Annotated in this window: 17 protein-coding genes; 5 read left to right on the top strand and 12 right to left on the bottom strand. The window is 66.6% G+C overall.

Going from position 1 to position 20,984, the window contains the following annotated elements; translation table 11 throughout:
* Window positions 1-84: 84 nt before the first annotated feature.
* The 9 genes from tsaE to ACODTJ_RS13220 all read right to left on the bottom strand — a co-directional run bounded on the left by tsaE (window position 85) and on the right by ACODTJ_RS13220 (window position 10,128).
* Window positions 85-1,632, bottom strand: coding sequence for a tRNA (adenosine(37)-N6)-threonylcarbamoyltransferase complex ATPase subunit type 1 TsaE (gene tsaE, locus ACODTJ_RS13260; protein ID WP_454658792.1), 1,548 nt, complete (start codon window positions 1,630-1,632; stop codon window positions 85-87).
* Window positions 1,629-4,109 (bottom strand): sensor histidine kinase, encoded by a 2,481-nt coding sequence (locus tag ACODTJ_RS13255; RefSeq protein ID WP_454658793.1) that lies wholly within the window; start codon window positions 4,107-4,109, stop codon window positions 1,629-1,631. Before ACODTJ_RS13255 ends, tsaE begins: the two co-directional genes overlap by 4 nt.
* Before the next feature lie 400 nt (window positions 4,110-4,509).
* Window positions 4,510-5,916: an adenosylhomocysteinase gene (gene ahcY, locus ACODTJ_RS13250; RefSeq protein ID WP_454658794.1), complete on the bottom strand. Its 1,407-nt coding sequence runs from the start codon at window positions 5,914-5,916 to the stop codon at window positions 4,510-4,512.
* 106 nt (window positions 5,917-6,022) lie between these two features.
* Entirely contained in the window at window positions 6,023-6,154 is a 132-nt protein-coding gene (locus tag ACODTJ_RS13245; protein WP_454658795.1) for a hypothetical protein, read from the bottom strand.
* Window positions 6,155-6,158: 4 nt separating this feature from the next.
* Window positions 6,159-6,473, bottom strand: coding sequence for an HPr family phosphocarrier protein (locus ACODTJ_RS13240; RefSeq protein ID WP_454658796.1), 315 nt, complete (start codon window positions 6,471-6,473; stop codon window positions 6,159-6,161).
* An 18-nt stretch (window positions 6,474-6,491) separates the two neighbouring features.
* Window positions 6,492-6,893 (bottom strand): PTS sugar transporter subunit IIA, encoded by a 402-nt coding sequence (locus ACODTJ_RS13235; RefSeq protein WP_454658797.1) that lies wholly within the window; start codon window positions 6,891-6,893, stop codon window positions 6,492-6,494.
* A gap of 108 nt (window positions 6,894-7,001) precedes the next feature.
* Window positions 7,002-7,460, bottom strand: coding sequence for an HPr kinase/phosphorylase (locus ACODTJ_RS13230; RefSeq protein ID WP_454658798.1), 459 nt, complete (start codon window positions 7,458-7,460; stop codon window positions 7,002-7,004).
* Window positions 7,461-7,476: 16 nt separating this feature from the next.
* Window positions 7,477-9,276, bottom strand: coding sequence for a stimulus-sensing domain-containing protein (locus tag ACODTJ_RS13225; protein ID WP_454658799.1), 1,800 nt, complete (start codon window positions 9,274-9,276; stop codon window positions 7,477-7,479).
* Window positions 9,277-9,426: 150 nt separating this feature from the next.
* Window positions 9,427-10,128 (bottom strand): response regulator, encoded by a 702-nt coding sequence (locus ACODTJ_RS13220; RefSeq protein WP_454658800.1) that lies wholly within the window; start codon window positions 10,126-10,128, stop codon window positions 9,427-9,429.
* 141 nt (window positions 10,129-10,269) lie between these two features.
* Between ACODTJ_RS13220 and ACODTJ_RS13215 the strand changes: the two genes are divergently transcribed.
* The 3 genes from ACODTJ_RS13215 to ACODTJ_RS13205 all read left to right on the top strand — a co-directional run bounded on the left by ACODTJ_RS13215 (window position 10,270) and on the right by ACODTJ_RS13205 (window position 13,945).
* Window positions 10,270-11,031: a HugZ family pyridoxamine 5'-phosphate oxidase gene (locus tag ACODTJ_RS13215; protein WP_454658801.1), complete on the top strand. Its 762-nt coding sequence runs from the start codon at window positions 10,270-10,272 to the stop codon at window positions 11,029-11,031.
* A 256-nt stretch (window positions 11,032-11,287) separates the two neighbouring features.
* A complete protein-coding gene (locus ACODTJ_RS13210) occupies window positions 11,288-12,898 on the top strand; it encodes a phosphoenolpyruvate carboxykinase (protein WP_454658802.1) in 1,611 nt (536 codons plus the stop codon).
* 36 nt (window positions 12,899-12,934) lie between these two features.
* On the top strand, window positions 12,935-13,945 hold the full coding sequence (locus ACODTJ_RS13205; protein WP_488849028.1) for an Lnb N-terminal periplasmic domain-containing protein: 1,011 nt from the start codon (window positions 12,935-12,937) through the stop codon (window positions 13,943-13,945).
* A gap of 177 nt (window positions 13,946-14,122) precedes the next feature.
* Here ACODTJ_RS13205 and ACODTJ_RS13200 read toward each other — a convergent pair whose 3' ends face one another.
* From ACODTJ_RS13200 to ACODTJ_RS13190, 3 genes are all read right to left on the bottom strand, one after another.
* A complete protein-coding gene (locus tag ACODTJ_RS13200) occupies window positions 14,123-15,517 on the bottom strand; it encodes a sodium:proton antiporter (protein ID WP_454658804.1) in 1,395 nt (464 codons plus the stop codon).
* A 43-nt stretch (window positions 15,518-15,560) separates the two neighbouring features.
* Window positions 15,561-17,234 carry a TRAP transporter large permease gene (locus ACODTJ_RS13195; protein ID WP_488849108.1) on the bottom strand — a complete coding sequence of 558 codons (1,674 nt, stop codon included), beginning with the start codon at window positions 17,232-17,234 and terminating at the stop codon, window positions 15,561-15,563.
* A gap of 158 nt (window positions 17,235-17,392) precedes the next feature.
* Window positions 17,393-17,992: a TRAP transporter small permease subunit gene (locus ACODTJ_RS13190; RefSeq protein WP_454658805.1), complete on the bottom strand. Its 600-nt coding sequence runs from the start codon at window positions 17,990-17,992 to the stop codon at window positions 17,393-17,395.
* Between the two features lie 284 nt (window positions 17,993-18,276).
* Between ACODTJ_RS13190 and ACODTJ_RS13185 the strand changes: the two genes are divergently transcribed.
* Window positions 18,277-19,065 carry a class II glutamine amidotransferase gene (locus ACODTJ_RS13185; protein WP_454658806.1) on the top strand — a complete coding sequence of 263 codons (789 nt, stop codon included), beginning with the start codon at window positions 18,277-18,279 and terminating at the stop codon, window positions 19,063-19,065.
* Between the two features lie 143 nt (window positions 19,066-19,208).
* On the top strand, window positions 19,209-20,864 hold the full coding sequence (locus tag ACODTJ_RS13180; protein WP_454658807.1) for an acetolactate synthase large subunit: 1,656 nt from the start codon (window positions 19,209-19,211) through the stop codon (window positions 20,862-20,864).
* Window positions 20,865-20,984: the final 120 nt, after the last annotated feature.

Raw genomic sequence — 20,984 nt, 5'->3', positions numbered from 1 at the left:
TCCCGACCATCCACGTCTTCATGGCGGCGGAGCGGTGATCGAGACGTGGATGCTCGCCACAAGGGCGAGCATGACGGAGCCTTCTCACGACGTCTCGAACAGCTTCGGCATATGCGCCTGATACCAGGCCTTCAGCTCTGCGAGAGCGGGGTGATCGAGATTGCGGCGCAGATAGCCCTCGATGCGTGGCAGGTGCTTCAGGTAATCCGGCTTGCCGTCGCGCCTGTCGAGACGGGCGAAGATGCCGGCGATCTTGGTATTGCGCTGCGCACCGAGGATCGCATAGGCGCGGGCGAAATCGGCGAGGTCGAAATCCGGCGTATCGGCCCGGCGCGCCGCGCCATAAGCCGCAAGCAGCCGCAGTTCCAGCGAAGCCGGGACATCGACGCGCGCATCCTGCCCGAGCGAGGCGAGGTCATAGGCAGGGTGGCCGAGCACCGCGTCCTGAAAGTCGATCAGGCCGAGCTTGGCATGGCCCTCGCGGCCTTCCAGCCAGATCAGGTTGGGCGAATGGTAATCGCGCAGCGTCCAGGTCGCGGGCTGGGCGAGGATCTCGTCGAAGAGCTTGCCCCAGATCCGCGCGAACTCGGCCTGCGTCACCGCCGGCAGGGTCACTCCGGCGATATGTGGCGCATACCATTCCAGGATCAATTCGGCCTCGATCGCCATGGCCTGACGGTCGTATTCGGGGATGGCGTGATCGCGCCCCTCCGCGACCGGCAGGATCGCGGGCAGGGTGTGGCGGTGGAGATCGGCGAGCAGCCTGGCAGCGGCCTCGTAGCGCTCGGCGATCGGCCGGCGCTCGGCATCGATCACGCCCTCGTTGCCGAGATTCTCGATGACGAGCAGGCCGGCGGTCAGGTCCTCGGCCAGGATGTCCGGCGCGGAATAGCCGAGCGAGCGCAGGCCGCGATCCATCGCGACGAAGGCCTCGACATTCTCGGCGAGATGGGCGAGCGCGCTATAGGGCTTGCCGAGGCGGATCGGCGGGCCGTCCGGACGCGGTGGCGAGATCATCAACACGGATGTCTCGCCATTCGGCCGGGTCAGGCGCTCATAGGCGCGCGTCGAGGCATCGCCGAGCATGAAGTCGCGACGGGCCTCGCCCCAGCCGGCAGCGTCGAGGAGCCGACGCGAGGCAACGGCAATCGCCACGCGCTGCTTCCAGAGGACGCCGCCCGAGAGATCGGCGATGCGGCCGGTCTCGGGATTGTCGGGGTCGACGTCGAGCACGATGTCGAGGCGACGTCCGGCAGGCAGGCGAGAGCCGGCCCGGTCCGGCCACTCGACCAGCATGATCAGGCGATCGATATCCTCGACCAGCCCGATATCGTCGAGTTCGTCGGGCGAGCGCACGCGGTAGAGATCGGCATGCAGCACCGTGCCGTGTCCCGTCTCGTAGCTCTGAACCAGCGTGAAGGTCGGGCTCGGTGCCTCCAGTGTGGGATCGCGGGCAAGCTCGCGCAGGATGGCGCGGGCCAGCAGCGACTTGCCGGAGCCGAGATGGCCGGAGAGCGCGACGATGTCGCCGGGCTTGAGGATGGCGGCGATATCGGCGGCGAGGCGCAGCGTCGCCGCCTCGTCCGCCAGCAGAAGCCGGTGCGTGCCGGCCTTGCGGGCTTCTTCCGTCATTCGGCGGCATCCGAGAGCGGTACGCCCTGCGCCGGGAAGACAGCAGTCACCCGGGTGCCGCGGCCCGGCGCGGAATCAAGCTCGACATGGCCGCCATGGAGCTCGACGATCGAGCGGACGATCGACAGACCCAGGCCGACGCCGCGATGGCTGGAGCCGAACGAATGGCTCTCGAAGCGCTCGAACACCTTCTCCATCACCTCGGCCGGGATGCCGCGGCCCTGGTCGGCGACGGTGATGCGGATGTCCCCGCCCGTGCGCGTCGCGTTCACCGTGATGGTCTGGCCGGCGGAGGAGAAGCCGATGGCGTTGGAGAGGAGGTTGAACAGTACCTGGCGCAGGCGCTTGCCATCGGCCCGCAGCGGGCCGGTGCGCGCATCGATCTCTACCTTCAGCTCGACCTTGCTGTCGGTCAGCCGGTCCTGCAGTCCCGAGGTGGCCTGCGCGATGGCCTCGGCGACGTCGACATCCTGGATCTCGAGCGTCAGTGCGCCGTTGTCGATCGTAGCGAGATCGAGGATGTCGTTGATGATGGCGAGCAGCGCGCCCGACGAGCGGACGATATGGGAGGTGTAGTCGCGCTGCTTCTCGTTGAGCGCGCCGACCGTCTCGGTGCCCAGCAATTGCGCGAAGCCGATGATGTTGGTGAGCGGCGAGCGCAATTCGTAGGAGACATGGTGGACGAAATCCTCGCGCAGCCGCGAAATCGTCTCCAGCGCCTCGTTCTTCTCGGTCAGCGCCCGCTCGACATTCACGCTGGCGGTGACGTCGGCGAAGGAGATCAGCGTCGCGCCGTCCGGCAACGGCGCCGCGGCCATGTCGAGCACGGTGCCGTCGCGCCGCTCGATGCGGCTGCTGTAGTCCTCGCGGGCATCGCGCACGCCGGTGACGACGCTGTGCAACTCGCTCCAGACCTCGTCCTGCGGGAAGAGCGGCCGACAGAGCCGGATGACCTCGTCGATATGCGGAGCGCTCGCCGCGAGATCGCCGCCCTGGATGCGCCAGGACTGGGCGAAGGCCGGGTTGGAGAGCTTGAGCCGCCCGTCCGAGCCGAACACCGCAACGCCTTCGCGCAGCGAGTCCAGCGTCTCGCGCTGGGTGCGCGAGAGGGCGTTGAAGCGCGATTCCAGCGTGAAGCGCTCGGTCACGTCGTCATAGAGATAGGTGACGCCACCCTGCGGATTGGGGCTGGCGACGACATGGATGGTGCGCCCGTCGGGCAGATACCACCAGTCCTCGCTGGCGCGGGTCGCGGTGTAGGCCGCCTGCGCCGCGGCCTTCCAGCTGCGGTAGTCGCCAAGCTCGGGCAGGCGCCGCTCGGCGCGCAGCCGGTCGAGGATCTCGCCATCGGTCGGCTGGCCGTCGAGGAAACCGGCTTCCAGAGACCAGAGCGCATCGAAGCCGGAATTGCGATAGACGAGGCGCTGGGCGCCGTCGAAGACGGCAACCGCCGTCTTGAGCCGGTCGAGCGTACGGACATGGGCGTCCATCTGGCGCTGAAGATCGGCCCGGATCGCCTCGAGTTCGCTCATGTCGATGGCGAAGCCGGCATAGCCGGTCGCGGTCGGCAATTCCATGATGTCGAGCGTGCGCCGCTGCCCGGAGACCACGGCCGGCGCCCGCAGGGCGAAGGTCGCGCCTTCGCGCCGCGCCCGTGCGGCGGCGTCGCGCTCGGTACGGTCGAGCAATTCGAGCCCGCTCTTGACGACGGCAGCCGTGTCGGCAGCCTCGACGGCGCGGCCATAGGCGGCGTTGACCCAGGTCAGGCGGCCATCGGCGTTGCGCATCCAGGCCGGGTGCGGCAGCCCGGCGAGCAGGCTGGACAAGGCCGCATGACCGGCCGTCACGCGTTCGAGCTCGCCGCGGAGCGTCATGACCTCCGCCCGCTCGCCCGTCACCTCGCGGAAGCGGATCACCGCGCGGCCGGCGACGGGGCGCCCCTCGACATCGATGAAGGGCCCCGCCTTGCTGCGCAGCGTGACGTTGAAGGCCTCACCGCGCTGCTTCAGCGCGTCTGTCGCCAGTTCCAGGCGCTTGGCATCGGCCGGCGGCGCCCAGCTGCCATAGGCGAGAGCGAGCGTCGCACCGGGAGCCCCGAGGAAGCCGCTGTCACCCTCGAAGACGGGCTCGGCATTACGACCCTTCCAGCTCACCACCACCTGCGGATCGGCCGCAAGCAGGATGGAAAGCCGTTCCTGGTGGCTGCGCGCCGCCTCGAGGTCGGCCGCAAGCTTGGCCTCGCGCTTCTGCCAGCGCGTGCGCTCGCGCACATAGATCAGCGATGTCGTCGTGGCGAAGGCGGTCAAGCCCACCAGGACCAGCGACAAACCACCGGAACTCATGGCGTCGACGGGAACCGGAGCCAGCCATTCGCTGTGGGCCATGGTCGGAACGGTGACTGACGCCGCCGCCAGCGCGGGCAGCAATGCGCGCGGCCGCCAGCCGCCATCTCGCCCCTGTCGCCTCGCCCGTGCCATTCTTACGTCCGTCGTCTCTCCGGCGACCTCAGGCCGCCCTGTCCATCGGGCCCGTCGGAATCGGCCGGGGGAGCTGGCAGGGCTGCCATCTCCGGAGGGGCCGATCCACGCTCGCCACCACGCCAATCACATCAGAGCTGTGTTCCGGCCCGCGCATCGCGGCAACCGAATCAGCCCCACTCTAATCATCGCCGGACTCCGTCAGGAAGTGCTTAATGCCAGGTAAATCGTCCGTTTTTCCGGACGAGCGGAGCTTAAGCCCGCGATCGTCAACCAGTAGATGCTTCCGGCCACAGCAACACAATTTGTAGTGCCACCGGCAGTGATTCCTGGAAGGCACAACCATGAAAAAAGGCCCGGCTGACGCCGGGCCTTGCGATGGTCAGCGCTTGAGCGCGTGTCAGTAGCGGTAGAGTTCCGGCTTGAACGGACCGGTCACGGGCAGGCCGAGATACTTGGCCTGCGCATCGTTGAGCACGGTCAGCTTGGCGCCGACCTTGGCCAGATGCAGCGCCGCGACCTTCTCGTCGAGATGCTTCGGCAGCGTGTAGACCTTGTTCTCGTAATTGGCGTGGTGGTTCCACAGCTCGATCTGGGCGAGCGTCTGGTTCGAGAACGAGCAGGACATCACGAAGGACGGATGGCCGGTCGCGTTGCCGAGGTTCACCAGGCGGCCTTCCGAGAGCAGGATGATGCGCTTGCCGTCGGGGAACTCGATTTCGTCGACCTGCGGCTTGACGTTATCCCACTTGAAATTCTTCAGGCCGGCGACCTGAATCTCCGAGTCGAAATGGCCGATGTTGCAGACGATGGCGCGGTGCTTCATCGCGCGCATGTGCTCGACGGTGATGACGTCGAGGTTGCCGGTGGCGGTCACGAAGATGTCGGCGCGCGGAGCGGCGTCCTCCATGGTGACGACCTCATAGCCCTCCATCGCCGCCTGCAGGGCGCAGATCGGGTCGATCTCGGTGACGAGCACGCGGCAGCCGGCCTGACGCAGCGAGGCGGCCGAGCCCTTGCCGACGTCGCCATAGCCGGCGACGGCCGCGACCTTGCCCGACATCATGACGTCGGTGCCGCGGCGGATGGCGTCCACGAGCGACTCGCGGCAGCCATAGAGGTTGTCGAACTTCGACTTGGTGACGCTGTCGTTCACGTTGATCGCCGGGAAGGGCATGCGGCCGGCCTTGGCCAGCTCGTACAGGCGGTGCACGCCCGTCGTGGTCTCTTCCGAAACGCCCTTGATGGCGGCGCGGGTCTTGGTGAACCAGCCCGGATTGGCCTTGAGCTCGCGCTTGATCAGCTTGAAGAAGATCGTCTCTTCCTCATTGCCCGGCTTGTCCAGGAACTCGGCCTTGCCGGCCTCGGCCTCTGCGCCGAGGATGATCAGCATGGTCAGGTCGCCGCCATCGTCGAGGATCATGTTCGGCGTGCCGCCGTCGCCCCAGGTCGCGGTCTTCAGCACGTACTCCCAGTATTCCTCCAGCGTCTCGCCCTTGATGGCGAAGACCGGGGTGCCGGACGCTGCGATCGCGGCGGCGGCATGGTCCTGGGTCGAGAAGATGTTGCAGGAGGACCAGCGCACGTCGGCGCCGAGTTCCTTCAGGGTCTCGATCAGCACGGCGGTCTGGATGGTCATGTGCAGGCAGCCGGCGATGCGGGCGCCCTTGAGCGGGGCCTTGCCCTTGTGCTCGGCGCGGATCGCCATCAGGCCCGGCATCTCGTCCTGGGCCATGTTGATTTCCTTGCGGCCGAAATCCGCAAGCGAGATGTCCTTGACGATGTAATCCGACACGGGGGGCTCCAATCGCTCAGCCTGAATGATGGCGCGCTCTCTAGCAGCGCACGGAGCGGATGGCAATCAAAGATATAAAGATGTCTTTATATGATTGACGCAAGTCAGATTGGATACGTCAAAGCCACCCGCTGCCGCGCAAGCGCCGTAACGATATCCGGCTGCGCAGAAGCTCGATAAAGAAGCAGCCAACAAGCAGAAGCGAAACAATTCCGGCGACGATCTCGATCCAGCCGAAGATCGTCGGCATGGGCCTATTCCCCCTCGCCGAACTTGTCGGCGATCAGGGCCGCGAGCGCATCGAGCGCGGGCTTCGCCTCGGCGCCCTTGGCGACGATGGTGATGGTCGAACCGATGCCGGCGCCGAGCGTCAGGACGCCCATGATCGAGGTCGCACCCACCGTCTCGCCACAGCGGCTGACCGTGATGTCGGCCTCGTAGCGCGCGGCGCATTGCACGAATTTCGCCGTGGCGCGGGCGTGCAGCCCCTTCTTGTTGACGATCTCGAACTCGCCGTAGAGCGCGCCGTTGGGGATTTCGACTTCGGGGCAGTCGCAGTCTTCGTCCATCCGCCCCTCTCGGCGTCGTTACTTGCCGGCCAGCACGCGGCTGGCGACCGTGATGTATTTCCGTCCCGCATCCTGCGCGCTGGTGACGGCTTCGTCGAGGGTCTTCTCCTCGCGCACGCTGGCGAGCTTGATCAGCATCGGCAGGTTGACGCCGGCCACGACGTCGATACGGCCCGGCTCCATCACCGAGATCGCCAGGTTCGAGGGCGTGCCGCCGAACATGTCGGTGAGAATGATGACGCCGCGGTCGGTCTCGACCTGCTCGACGGCCGCGATGATGTCGCGGCGGCGGCTCTCCATGTCGTCATCGGGAGCGATGGCGATGGTGGCGAGGTTATTCTGGGGGCCGACGACGTGTTCGAGCGCAGCGCGGAACTCCGTCGCCAAATGCCCATGCGTCACGAGGACCAGTCCGATCATTCAATCCAGCACCGGAGAGCGCCACAAGCGCCCGGACAAGGTCGCGGTTTATGCGTCAGGAGCGCGGTATACGCAAGCCGTCGACCGTCAAACTTGTCGAAATCGTGGTTAGCGCTCGGCCTCTGTGAATAAGTCCAGCGCGTTCAACGCAAGTCTCTCGTCGCCGGCGCGCCCCGTCATGCGCAGGCGCGGGAGGTCGATGCCGGCGAGGTTGTCGACGAGATCCTCCGGCTCCGGCATCCGCGCCGGCTCCTCGGCAGCCAGATCGACGATGAGCCGGACCACGATCGCGCCCGTATGCGGCTCGGGCGTGAGGCCGAGCCCACGCCGCTCGACGATCCCCTCCAGCGGCGCGACGGGCCGTGCCAGCAGCCGCCCGCCCTTTGCTACAAGCTCCACGCGATCGTCGGCGACGAGCCTAGCGAAGCGGCCCGCCTGCGAGGCCAAAGCGATCAGCGCAAGCGCGAGCGTGGACTTGCCGGTGCCCGAAGCGCCGCGGATCAGAATGCCGGCTTCGCCGACAGCGATGACGGTCGCGTGGATACGGGTTCGCTCTCGCATGGGCATCGCGGCCATCCCGGCCTCAGGCCGCATGGGTATAGGCTGCCGGCAGGCAGACGATGAAGCGGGCGCCGAGGCGCTGTGCCTCGCCATCCGGGCCGATCGGCCCCAGGCGGTTCTCGGCCCGGATCGTGCCGCGATGCGCCTCGACGATCTGGCGCGAAATCGAAAGGCCCAGGCCGGAATTCTGGCCGAAGCCCTCGTTCGGGCGGTCGGTATAGAAGCGCTCGAAGATGCGCTCCAGCGCGTGCGGCTCGATGCCCGGCCCCTCGTCCTCGACGGTGACCAGCACGTCGTTGGCGACGCGCGAGAGCATGACCTTCACCGGCTTGTCGGCCGGCGAGAAGGAGCGGGCATTGTCGATCAGATTGACCAGGACCTGGCCGATCCGGGAATCGTGGCCGAGCACGAGGAAGGCGTCGTCGCCGAGGCGCTGGCTCCGCCGGTCGCTGCTGAGTTCGATCTTGGGCTGCCCCTCGCGCCGCGTCTCGTTCTGGATCGTCACGACGGCACCGAGCACCTGCGCGACGTCGACCGGGGCGGAATCGTTGCGGGCCAACTCGGCATCGAGCCGCGAGGCGTCGGAGATGTCCGAGATCAGCCGGTCAAGCCGGCGGACATCGTGCTGGATCACCGCCATCAGCCGGCCACGGGCATCGTCCGTCTTGGCGCGCGGCAAGGTTTCAACGGCGCTGCGCAGCGAGGTCAACGGGTTCTTCAGTTCATGCGCGACATCGGCCGCGAAGCTCTCGATCGCTTCGATGCGGCTGTAGAGCGCCTTGGTCATGTCGCGCAGCGTGCCGGACAAATGGCCGATCTCGTCATGCCGGCTGCTGAAATCCGGGATCTGCTCGCGCGACTTGACGCCGCGGCGCACGCGCTGGGCGGCGTCCGCGAGTTTGCGGATCGGCTCGGCGATGGTGCCGGCGAGCAGGATCGAGAGCACGATCATCACGCCGGCCGCGACGGCGAAGACCTGGAAGATCGCGAAGCGCTCGGCGGCGATCACCGCATCGATGTCGCCGCCTTGCGTCGAGAGCAGCAATGCGCCCTTCACCGTGCGGAAGCGCTGCACGGGCACGGCGACCGAGACGATGGTCTGGCCGCGGGTGTTGACGCGCACGACGCTCGCGGGCGCACCGTTCAGAGCGCGAGCGACCTCCGGATAGGACTTGCCGTTGGCATTCTCGAAATCGTCATAGGCCGGGACATCCGCCTTGCCGAGGCGGTTGCGCAGCATGTTCCAGGTGCGCTCCAGCAGCGGCGGCTCGTCAGGCTCGCCGACGCGCGGCAGATCCAGGCGCAGCACGTCGCCGCGCGAATAGAGGCTGCGCGAGTCGATAGTGAGCATGCCGTCCTTGTCATAGACCCGCGCACGGGTCTTGGTCGGCGTCACCAGGCGGCGCAGCAGCGGCGCGACCTTCTCGGGATTGATCGAGAAATCGAGCGGGTCCTCGGCGATGCCGGCGCTCTCGCCGGCCTGGAGCTGCAGCAGCTTGTCGGGATCGATGGTGATCGTGTCGATCTCGACCGTCGCGGAGGACGCGATCGCGCCGGCGATGATCTCGCCCTGGGTGAGCAGGCTCTGGACGCGCGCCTCGATCAGCCCCTCGCGGAACTGGTTGAGGTAGAGGAAGCCGATCAGCAGCGCGACGAGCCCGCCGAGATTGAGGACGAGGATGCGTCGCGTCAGGCTGGAGGCGGCGCGCAGCGAGATCGCGCGCGCCAGGCGCCGCCAGGCGATGCCGATGCGGCGACGCAGCACGGCGCGCCAGCCGGCGGGCGGCGCGGACGCTCTAGCCTCGTTATCGACGGTTGCCATAGCTGCGGCTTGCTTTCCGCTCGGGATGACGGCGGCGGCTAATCCGGCACGCGCGCCTTCGAAGTCTTCGGCCTTATCGCATATTCGCTGACGCGGACCTGCGGTTCTTCACGCGAACCGGCACCCGCTTCGCTCGAAAATGTTCCAGCCTCAGACTTCCTTGAAGCGATAGCCCACGCCGTAGAGGGTCTCGATCATGTCGAAATCGGCATCGACCTGATTGAACTTCTTGCGCAGGCGTTTGATGTGGCTGTCGATGGTGCGGTCGTCGACATAGACCTCGTCGTCATAAGCCGCATCCATCAGGGCGTTGCGGCTCTTCACCACGCCCGGACGCTGCGCCAGCGACTGCAGGATCAGGAACTCAGTGACGGTGAGCGTCACCGGCTCGCCGCGCCAGGTGCAGGTATGACGCTCCGGATCCATGCGCAGCAGACCGCGCTCCAGCGCCTTGGCATCCTCGGTGCGGGGAGCGGCAGTCGCGTCCTTAGCGCCGGCACGGCGCAGGATCGCCTTGACGCGCTCGACCAGCAGGCGCTGCGAGAACGGCTTCCGGATGAAGTCGTCGGCGCCCATCTTCAGGCCGAAGAGCTCGTCGATCTCCTCGTCCTTCGAGGTCAGGAAGATCACCGGGAGATCGGATTTCTGACGCAGCCGCCGCAGCAGCTCCATGCCGTCCATGCGCGGCATCTTGATGTCGAAGATCGCGAGATCGGGCGGGTTCTGCTTCAGCCCGTCGAGGGCCGAGGCACCGTCCGTATAGGTCATGATGCGATAGCCCTCGGCCTCGAGGGCGATCGAAACCGATGTCAGGATGTTGCGGTCGTCATCGACCAGCGCAATCGTTGGCATAAGGCTTTCGTCTCTTGTTCTCGTTGCAATACAGGGTTCCCCTCCCGCGTGAGAGGGGCCAAAGCATGGCGGCAATCTAGCCGGGGCGTGGCGATTTGCCTATGACCCCGTATCACAGGCCGGAAATCGGAGTGAGGTTCCATGGCCAAGGCCGCCAAAGACGTAATTCAGCCGATGGACGAGGCGGTCCGTGCGGAGGCCAAGGCCCTGCTGCGCGAGGCGCGCTCCGCCGCTCTGGCCACGCTCGGCCCCGATGGCCACCCCTCCGCGAGCCTCGTCGGGCTCGCCACCGACATCGACGGCACCCCGGTCATCCTGATCTCGGGCCTCGCCGCCCACACCGCCAACATCGCAGGCGATCCGCGCGCTTCGCTCTTGATCTCGCCCGGCGGCAAGGGCGATCCGCTCGCCCATGCGCGGATCACGTTGAAGGTCCGCGCGCGCAAGATCGAGCGCGAGAGCGAGGACGGCGCCCGCATCCGCCGCCGCTATCTCGCGCGCCAGCCGAAATCGGCGCTCTATGCCGATTTCCCGGATTTCGCCTTCTTCGCCCTCGACATCGAAGGGGCCAGCCTCAATGGCGGCTTCGCCCGCGCCTTTGCGCCGACGCCGGCCGACCTGATGAGCGACCCTGCCCATGCCGCGGCGCTTGCGGAGGTCGAGGCCGGCGCCGTCGCGCATATGAACGAGGACCATGCCGACGCGGTCGGCCTCTATGCGACGGGGCTGCTCGGCGCCAAGGCCGGAGACTGGCGTGCCATCGGGCTCGACCCAGACGGACTCGATATGGCACTGGGCAGCGCGACGCTGCGCCTGCCGTTCCCGGCCTCGGTGGACGGCCCCGGCGGCCTCAGGCGCGTCCTGGCGGAACTTGCCACGAAAGCGCGCACCCAGGCCGCGTGACACCCCGAAAATCGCCTTGGAAACAGAACGGCCGCGGGACCGCGCGGCCATTTACCACAGGTTGAAATTCAATCGATTTAGGAGCCGACGCAAGGTCATCAGGTCTTTTCAATGACTTGAGCGAAAGGCCGCATCGCCGTAAAGACCCATCGTGGCCTCACGGCCTCGCCTTCGACGCCCGGGCCCTGCCACCGGCCCATGCGCATTCGTGAAGACAACGGGCCGCCGAGAGCATGGCGGCCTCCGGAGGAATTCAGTGGACAATATCGGTCAGTTCAACGCCGCCCAAGGCGCCGAGGGCTTCGGCTTCCGCAAGCTGAAGGCCGTGCACTGGAACCTGGATGCGCCGCAGCTCTACGAGGAATCGCTGGACCGCGGCGAATCCCGGCTCGCCCGCGGCGGCGCGCTCTGCGCCGATACCGGCACCCATACCGGCCGCTCGCCGAAGGACAAGTTCACGGTGCGCGACGCGCTGACCGAGAACACCGTCTGGTGGGAGAACAACCAGGCGATGTCGCCTGAGCATTTCGAGACGCTGCTCGGCGACTTCCTCGCCCATGCCGAGGGCAAGGAGCTCTTCGCGCAGGATCTTTATGGCGGCGCCGACCCCGTCCATCGCGTCAAGGCCCGCGTCTTCACCGAGATGGCCTGGCACTCGCTGTTCATCCGCAACCTGCTGATCCGCCCGCCGCGCGACGAGATCAACGCCTATGTGCCGGAGATGACGATCGTCGATCTGCCGAGCTTCAAGGCCGATCCGAAGCGCCATGGCTGCCGCAGCGAGACCGTCGTCGCCATCGACTTCACCCGCAAGATCGTGCTGATCGGCGGCTCGGCCTATGCCGGCGAGATGAAGAAGTCGGTCTTCACCTATCTGAACTACGTCCTGCCGACCAAGGGCGTGGTGCCGATGCACTGCTCGGCCAATGTCGGCTCCAAGGACGATTCCGCGATCTTCTTCGGCCTGTCCGGCACCGGCAAGACCACGCTTTCGGCCGATCCCGAGCGCACGCTGATCGGCGACGACGAGCATGGCTGGTCGAAGGACGGCATCTTCAATTTCGAGGGCGGCTGCTACGCCAAGACGATCCGTCTCTCGGCCGAGGCCGAGCCGATGATCCACGCGGCCTCGCTGCGCTTCGGCACGGTGCTCGAGAACATCGTCATGGACCCGCTGACGCGCGAGGTCGATTTCGACGACCAGACCAAGACCGAGAACACCCGCTCGGCCTATCCGCTCGACTTCATTCCCAACGCTTCGCGCACCGGCCGCGCCGGCATCCCGAAGAACATCGTGATGCTGACCGCCGACGCCTTCGGCGTGATGCCGCCGATCGCCAAGCTGACCCCGGCCGAGGCGATGTACCACTTCCTCTCCGGCTACACCGCCAAGGTCGCCGGAACGGAGCGCGGGCTGACCGGCGTCGAACCCGAGTTCTCGACCTGCTTCGGCTCGCCCTTCCTGCCGCGGCATCCGTCGGAATACGCCAACCTGCTGCGTGACTTCATCGCCAAGCATCATGTCGATTGCTGGCTGGTGAACACCGGCTGGACCGGCGGCAAATACGGCACCGGCCGGCGCATGCCGATCCGCGTGACGCGCCGCCTGCTCTCCTCGGCGCTCGACGGCTCGCTCAACCGCGCCGACTTCCGCCGCGATCCCTATTTCGGTTTCGCGGTGCCGACCTCGGTGCCCGGCGTCGAGCCGCATATCCTGTACCCGGTCAAGACCTGGGCCGATAAGGCCGCCTTCGCCGAGACAGCCAAGAACCTCGTCGAGATGTTCGCCAAGAACTTCGCCAAGTTCGAGGACCATGTCGATGACGCCGTGAAGGCCGCCGCACCGACGAGCTCGCTCGCCGCCTGAGGTCAAACTCTCCAGACTATGCTACGAGAGGCGGCCATGAGCCGCCTCTTTTTCATTGTGCTGAAACTTCTCCTCACCCTCGTTATTCTCGGCGCCGCCGCCTGGAGCGTGGGCTTCCTGCTGTTCCGCCTGACGGGCACGACGGGAATCGTCGCGGCGATCGGCTTTGGCATCGCCGCGCTCGCTGGGCTGGTCGGCATCTGGACCAGCGATGCGCGCCTGTCGTTCGGCTTCGCCATGGTCTTCGTCGGCCTGCTCGGTTGGTGGAGCAGCCTCCAGCCCTCGCATGACCGCGACTGGATTCCCGAACTCGCGCGGCTGCCCATCATCGCGCGCGAAGGCGAGGCGATCACCGTCTCCAATCTTCGCGATTTCCGCTGGCGCTCGGAGACGGATTACGACCAGCGCTGGGAGACCCGGCGCTATGACCTGTCGAAGCTCAGCGGCGCCGACATCTTCCTGAGCTACTGGTCGGGCGAGGCGATCGCACATCTGCTGGTGAGCTTCACCTTCACGGATGCCGTGCCACTGACCTTCTCGATCGAGGTCCGGCGCGAGAAGGGCGAGGAGTGGTCGGCGCTGGCCGGCTTCTTCCGCAGGTACGAGATGGCCTATGTCGCCGCCGACGAGCGCGACATCGTGGCGCTGCGGACCCATGCGAGGCGGGAGGACGTCCGCCTCTACCGGCTCAGCGCCGGAGCGGCGCAGGCGCGCGGCCTGTTCCTCGCCTATGTCGACGACATCAACGCGCTGGCCGCCAAGCCGCGCTGGTACAACACGCTGACGACCAATTGCACGACGGTGGTCTATCATCTCGCGGGGACGGTGACGCCGGGCTGGCGGTTTCCGCTGCCGACCGATCCGCGCGTGCTGCTCTCCGGCTATCTGCCGAGCTATCTCCGGGATACCGGCGCGATCCGGCAGGACATTCCGCTCGCGGAACTCACCCGCCTCGGCAGCATCAGCGAACACGCGCGGAGCATCTCGCCGGACGATCCGCATTTCTCCGAGAAGATCCGGGAGGGCGTGCCGACCGGGCGGCAGTGACCACCGCTGTCATCCCGTGCGCGCTGCGGCGCGAAGTGCCGCTGCGCAGACACGGGACCGGCGGCAGGATAGGGCACCTTTTCCGAGCGCGCAGAGGAAGCGCCTCTTTCGTCGGACGGTCCCGTGTCTGCGCAGCAGCATTGCATGCTGCGGCGCGCACGGGATGACGCCCTTCCTTTACCGGAAGAACAGGACCGTCTGCACCACGAAGAGCGGGATCAGGATCGCGCCGGACCAGAGCATATAGCCGAAGAAGCTCGGCATCTTCACCTTCCGGTCCTTGGCGATGGCGTAGACCATGAAGTTCGGGGCGTTGCCGATATAGCTGTTGGCGCCCATGAAGACCGCGCCGGCCGAGATCGCCGCCAGCGTCAGCGCCCCCGTCGTCATCAGCGCCCTGGGATCGCCGCCCGCCAGCTCGAAGAAGACGAGATAGGTCGGCGCGTTGTCGAGGAAGGACGAGAGCATGCCGGTCAGCCAGAAATAGGCGATCGTATTGGCGCTGCCATCGGCATTGCTGACCAGCGCAACCAGCGAAGCGAAGGCGCCGTTCTTGCCCGCCTGCAGCATCGCCAGCACCGGGATGATGCAGATGAAGATGCCGGCGAAGAGCTTGGCGACCTCCTTGATCGGCCCCCAGGAGAATTCGTTGCCGGCGCGGACCGGGCCGGGCGTGAGCTTGAGCGAGAGGCCGGCGAGAACGAGCAGGGCGACGTCGCGCAACAGGTTCTGGCCCTCGACGGGAACGCCATGGACGGTGAAGGCCACGCCCGGCTTCCAGTTCGCCGACATCAGGATCGCGGCGATGACGCCGGCCAGCAGCAGGATATTGACCTTGCCCCAGAGCTTGATGGCACGATCCGGCGTCGGGTCCTTGAGCTTCGGAAAGCCCTCCTCCTTGCGGAAGAACCAACTGTCGAGCGCGTAGAACAGGGCGAGCAGTACGGCGACCGCAAAAGCCGTCTCGGGCAGCAGATGCGTCGTGGTCCAGAAGAAGTCGACGCCGCGCAGGAAGCCGAGGAAGAGCGGGGGGTCGCCGAGCGGCGTCAGCGAGCCGCCGATATTCGAGACCAGGAAGATGAAGAAGACGACGACATGGACGTTGAAGCGCCGGTCGTCATTGGCGCGCAGCACGGGCCGGATCATGATGATCGAGGCGCCGGTCGTGCCGACGAAGCTCGCCAGTGCCGTACCGATCGCCAGCAGCACCGTGTTGGTCGCCGGCGTTCCGTGCAGGTTGCCCGAGATCAGGATGCCGCCCGCGATGGTGAAGAGCGCGAAGAGCAGGATGATGAAGGGGATGTAGTCGAGCAGCGCCGTGTGCAGCAGCGCGCCCAGCGCCGGATCGACGCCGCGCAGCAGGACGAGCGGCACCAGCGTCAGCGCGGCCCAGAAGGCTGCGAACTTGCCGTAATGATGCTCCCAGAGATGCGGGAACAGCACGGGCCCCAGCGCGATCGAGAGCAGCATGCCGGCGAAGGGCAAGGCCCAGCCGCCCCCCATGCCGGCACCGCCGATATCGCCCGCCGCGAAGGCTGAACCCGGCGTCGCCATGAACGCGAGTGACGCCATTGCAATGAGCCTGCCGGCCGCTCTCGTCACGACACGACCCGCCTTATGGCTTGGGCGGCGTGCCGATGACCGGCGGCGCGTTCAGGTCGAAGCCGCCCGGCAGGCCCGTGCTGCCGAGGCCGGGGATCTGGATCGAGTCGAACTGCTTGTCGATCGCCTTCTGGTCGAGCTGCACGGCCGAGGCCTTGTAGTGCATCACCATGCTCGGGAAGATCACGACGAGCGCGACCATGATGCACTGGATCACCACGAAGGGCACCGCGCCCCAGTAGATCTGGCCGGTGGTGACCGGCTCCATCATCCGGCCGGTGACACGATCCTTGTAGGCGTTCTTCGGCGCGACCGAGCGCAGGAAGAACAGGGCGAAGCCGAAGGGCGGGTGCATGAACGAGGTCTGCATGTTCACGCCGAGGATGACGCCGAACCAGATCAGGTCGATGCCGAGCTTCTCCGCGGCCGGTCCGAGCAGCGGCACGACGATGAAGGCCAGCTCGAAGAAGTCGAGGAAGAAGGCGAGCAGGAAGACCATCACGTTGACGACGATCAGGAAGCCCGTCGCGCCGCCGGGCAGGCCGACCAGCAGATGCTCGACCCAGAGATGGCCGTTGACGCCGTAGAAGGTCAGCGAGAACACGCGCGCGCCGACCAGGATGAAGAGCACGAAGGCCGAGAGCTTGGCCGTCGATTCCGTCGCCTGCCGCAGCAGGTCGAAGGTCATGCGCTTCTTGCCATAGGCGAGCAGGATCGCGCCGGCGGCGCCCATCGCGCCGCCTTCGGTCGGCGTGGCGACACCGATGAAGATCGTGCCGAGCACCAGGAAGATCAGCGCCAGCGGCGGCACCATCACGAAGACGACCTGCTCGGTCATGCGCGAGAGCAGGCCAAGACCCAGGAGCTTGTTGACCAGCGCGATGACGAAGGAGATCGCCACCATCAGTGACATCGTCAGGATGACGAAATCGGCGCCCGCCGTCAGCTTGGTGAAGAGCTTCATGTAGCCATAGGCCAGCGCCAGCGAGAGCACCGCGACGACGAGCAGCGACAGGCGTCGCGTCTTGCCGTCGGCATCGCGCAGGGTCTGCGCTTCCGGCGGCAGGCCGGGCGCGCGATTGGGATAGACCATGGTGACGAGGAAGACGTAGCCGGCATACATCGCCGAGAGCACGAGGCCGGGGATGAAGGCGCCCTCGTACATGTCGCCGACCGAGCGGCCGAGCTGGTCGGCGAGCACGATCAGGACGAGCGAGGGCGGGATGATCTGCGCGAGCGTGCCAGAGGCCGCGATGACACCCGAGGCGAGGCGCCGATCATAGCCGTAGCGCAGCATGATCGGCAGCGAGATCAGGCCCATCGAGATCACCGAGGCCGCGACGACGCCGGTGGTCGCGGCAAGAAGCGCGCCGACGAAGATCACGGCATAGGCGAGGCCGCCGCGGATCGGCCCGAAGAGCTGGCCGATGGTGTCGAGCAGATCCTCGGCCATGCCGGAACGCTCGAGGATCAGGCCCATGAATGTGAAGAACGGCACGGCCAGCAGCACGTCGTTGTTCATCGTGCCGTAGATGCGTTCGGGCAGGGCCTGGAGGAAGTTCTCCTGGAACATGCCGAGCTCGATGCCGATCAGCGCGAAGAGCAGGCCGTTGGCGGCGAGCGCGAAGGCGACGGGATAGCCGAGCAGCAGGAAGACGACGAGGGCGGCAAACATCACCGGCGCCATGTTGACGCGCAGGAAGTCTCCGATGCCGCCGCCCGCCGCGAAGGCGTCGCCGGTATGGAGGCCGAAGAAGGCGAGGAGCGTGAGCGCGAGCAGCAGGCCGGCGACGCGCGGAAGGCGATGAGCGTGCATGGGACGGTTCCGGACTTCTTGCGGGCCGCTCACGAGGCGAGGCCCTGTTCCTTGGCTTGGTCGAGCAGGCGCTGGGCTTCCGCCTCGGCTGCCGCGGCATGGCCGAGCGCCGCCTCATCGTCCTCGAGATCGCCGCGCATGATCGCGATCGTCTTGATGATCTCGGAGATGCCCTGGAAGGTCAGCATCACGAAGCCGATGACGACGAGGCCCTTGGCCGGCCATTGCGGCAGGCCGCCAGCCGAGAGCGACTGCTCGTTGATGGCGTAGGAGCGCATGAAGAACGGCCAGGAATGGTAGACGATCAGCAGGCAGAACGGCATCAGGAAGAGCGTATGACCCAGCAGTTCGATCCATTGGCGGACGCGCTTCGGCAGCGTGGCATTCACGATGTCGATGCGGATGTGCTCCTTCACCTGCATCGTCCATGACGCGCACATCAGGAAGACCGCGCCGAACAGCATCCATTGCAGCTCGAGCAGAGAATTGGATGACCAGTTGAAGGTCTTGCGGATGATCGCGTTGCCGGCCGCGACGATAACCGCAATCAGGATCAGCCAGGCGACTTTCCTGCCGATGAAGCCGTTGACCACGTCGATGACCCGGCTGATGCCAAGGAGACCCTTCACATTCCCGCTCCCGTCGAGAGGCGCCATGGACCGGATATGTCAGGCCGGTTCGTGTTTATGCGCAGTTTATGCGCTGGATCGGTATAGGAGGGATGCGCTGCACGCAAGACTGTGCGGGCCTTATCCATTGGACCAAAGGCGAAGTGCGCGACTGCCTGTTTTCGCAGCAGCAGATTGCGTGCAGGGACCGACCTCGCCGCCTCGGCGAAGAAACGTTATGTTCGCGTTCATCTTCGGAGAACATTATTCTCCGGCTCGCTTCCAACCGTCGATTCGAGGCGCCGATGTGCCGTTTCCTCGCCTATTCCGGCGTTCCTGTCTTCCTCGAGGATTTCGTCGCCTCGCCCTGCCACTCGCTGATCCATCAGTCGCTCCATGCCGAAGAGGCCAAGACCGGCACCAATGGCGACGGGTTCGGCGTCGGCTGGTATGGCGAGCGGCCGGAGCCGGGCCATTATCGCGAGGTCAGGCCCGCCTGGTCCGACGAGAATCTGCTTTCGATCGCGCGGCAGGTGCGCTCGCATCTGTTCTTCGCCCATGTCCGCGCCGCCACCGGCACGGCGACGACGCGGGCGAACTGCCACCCCTTCGTCCATGGCCGCTATCTCTTCATGCATAACGGCCAGATCGGCGGCTACGGCACGATCCGCCGCCGGCTCGAGGCGCTGATTCCGGATTCGCTCTACGGCGCCCGCGCCGGCACGACCGACTCCGAAGCCATCTTCCTGCTCGCGCTATCCCATCTCGCGGAAGGCATGGCCCCGGGGCAGGCGCTCGCCGCCGCCCTGTCGGACGCGCTCGCGCTGATGCAGCAGGCCGGCATCCGCGAACCCTTGCGCTGCGCCGCCGCCCTCGCCGATGGCGACAGCATCCATGCGATCCGCTGGTCCTCCGATACGAAGCCGCCGAGCCTCTATGTCTGCGAGCGGCCCGACAGCGTCGTCGTCGCCTCGGAGCCGGTCGATGCCGCCCGCGAATGCTGGCAGGCCCTGCCCTGCAACACGCTGGTCGCGGTGCAGGGCGGCGCGGTGACCTTCTTGCCCTTCGAGATCGCGCTGAAGCAGGCGGCCTGAGCCGGTATCGGAACATGCGCTTCAAGTCGCGGCCGGGCAGGACTGCCATGTGCTGCGCGCCCTGACACGCCCCCGGTTGCCTTCCTACGTCGAAGGCCTAGCCTTGCCGTTCGACGAGGCTGTCTCCGCGAAAGGCACGGGCGATGAAGAAGGGTTCCGATCTTCTGGTCGAGGCGCTTGAGAACGAGGGCGTCGACCGCGTCTTCGGCGTTCCCGGCGAGGAAAATCTCGACGTCGTCGAATCCCTGCGCAAGTCGAAGATCGAGCTGGTGTTGACGCGGCACGAGCAGGCCGCCGCCTTCATGGCCGCGACGCATGGCCGCCTGACCGGCCGTCCCGGCGTCTGCATCGCGACGCTCGGACCGGGCGCGCTGAATTTCTCGACCGGCGCAGCCTATGCCCATCTCGGGGCGATGCCGATGATCCTGCTCACCGGGCAGAAGGCGATCATGACCGCCAAGCAGGCGCGCTTCCAGATCGTCGATGTCGTCGCCTCGATGCGCCCGCTGACCAAGATGACGCGCCAGATCGTCAGCCCCGCCAGCATTCCCTCCGTGGTGCGCGATGCCTTCCGCGTCGCGATGGAGGAGCGGCCGGGCCCGGTCCATCTCGAATTGCCAGAGGATGTCGCAGCCGAGGAGATCGAGGATGTCCCGCTGATCCCGGTCCACCCGCTCGACCGGCCGGTCGCGCCGGCGGCTCCGCTCGATCGCGCGGCTGCGATGATCCTCGCCGCCAAGCGGCCGCTGGTGATGATCGGCGCCGCCGGCAACCGGCCGCGGCTGGTCGAGCCGCTCTCGGCCGCGGTACGCCGCATCGGCCTGCCCTTCTTCAACACCCAGATGGGCAAGGGCGCCGTCACCGGCGGCTCCAACCTCTATCTCGGCACGGCCGCGCTCTCCGAGGGCGACTATGTCCATGAGGCCATCGCCGCGGCCGACCTCATCATCGCGGTCGGGCACGACACGATCGAGAAGCCGCCCTTCCTGATGCGCAATGCCGGCGGGCCGAAGGTGATCCATCTCGGCTTCCAGTCGGCCAATGTCGAGCAGGTCTATCACCCCGATGCCGAGGTGATCGGCGATATCGGCGTCACGATGACGGGGCTCGCCGACCGGCTGGAAGGCAAGCTGCCCGAACAGACGCAGATGCTGGAACGGCGCCAGAAAATCCTGGCCAAGATCAACGCCCGCGCCGAGGAGGACCGCTTCCCGGTGACGCCGCAGCGGCTCGTCCATGACGTGCGCGCGGTGATGCCGGAGGACGGCATGGTCTGCCTCGACAACGGCATGTACAAGATCTGGTTCGCGCGGAATTACCGCACCCACGTCGCCAACACGCTCTTGCTCGACAATGCGCTGGCGACGATGGGCGCCGGCCTGCCCTCGGCGATGATGGCGGCGATGCTGCATCCCGAGCGGCGCGTCATGGCCGTCTGCGGCGATGGCGGCTTCATGATGAACTCGCAGGAGATGGAGACGGCGGTCCGGCTCGGGCTCAACCTCGTCGTGCTCGTTCTCAATGACGGCGCCTATGGCATGATCCGCTGGAAGCAGGCCGTCGATCAGTTCCCCGATTACGGCATGACCTTCGGCAACCCGGACTTCGTGCGCTATGCCGAGGCCTATGGCGCCAAGGGCTCGCGCGTGACTTCGGCCGAGGCGCTGGTGCCGACGCTGGAAGCCGCCTTCAAGGGCGGTGGCGTCCACCTCGTCGATTGCCCGATCGATTACTCCGAGAACACCCGCGTCCTCGTCGAGGAACTCCGGAACAAGGTGCCGGACGTCGATCTGGCTTAAGCCGCGCTTCATCGCTCACCGCGGGTCATCCCGGGCGACCGAAGGGAGACCCGGGATCCATGCCGGAGCGCTTCCAAAAACGGTTCAGGAATGGATCCCGGATCTTCGCTTCGCTCCGTC

This window comes from Allobosea sp. FG18, assembly GCF_057809495.1.
This window is presented reverse-complemented; position numbering and strand designations above follow the sequence as displayed.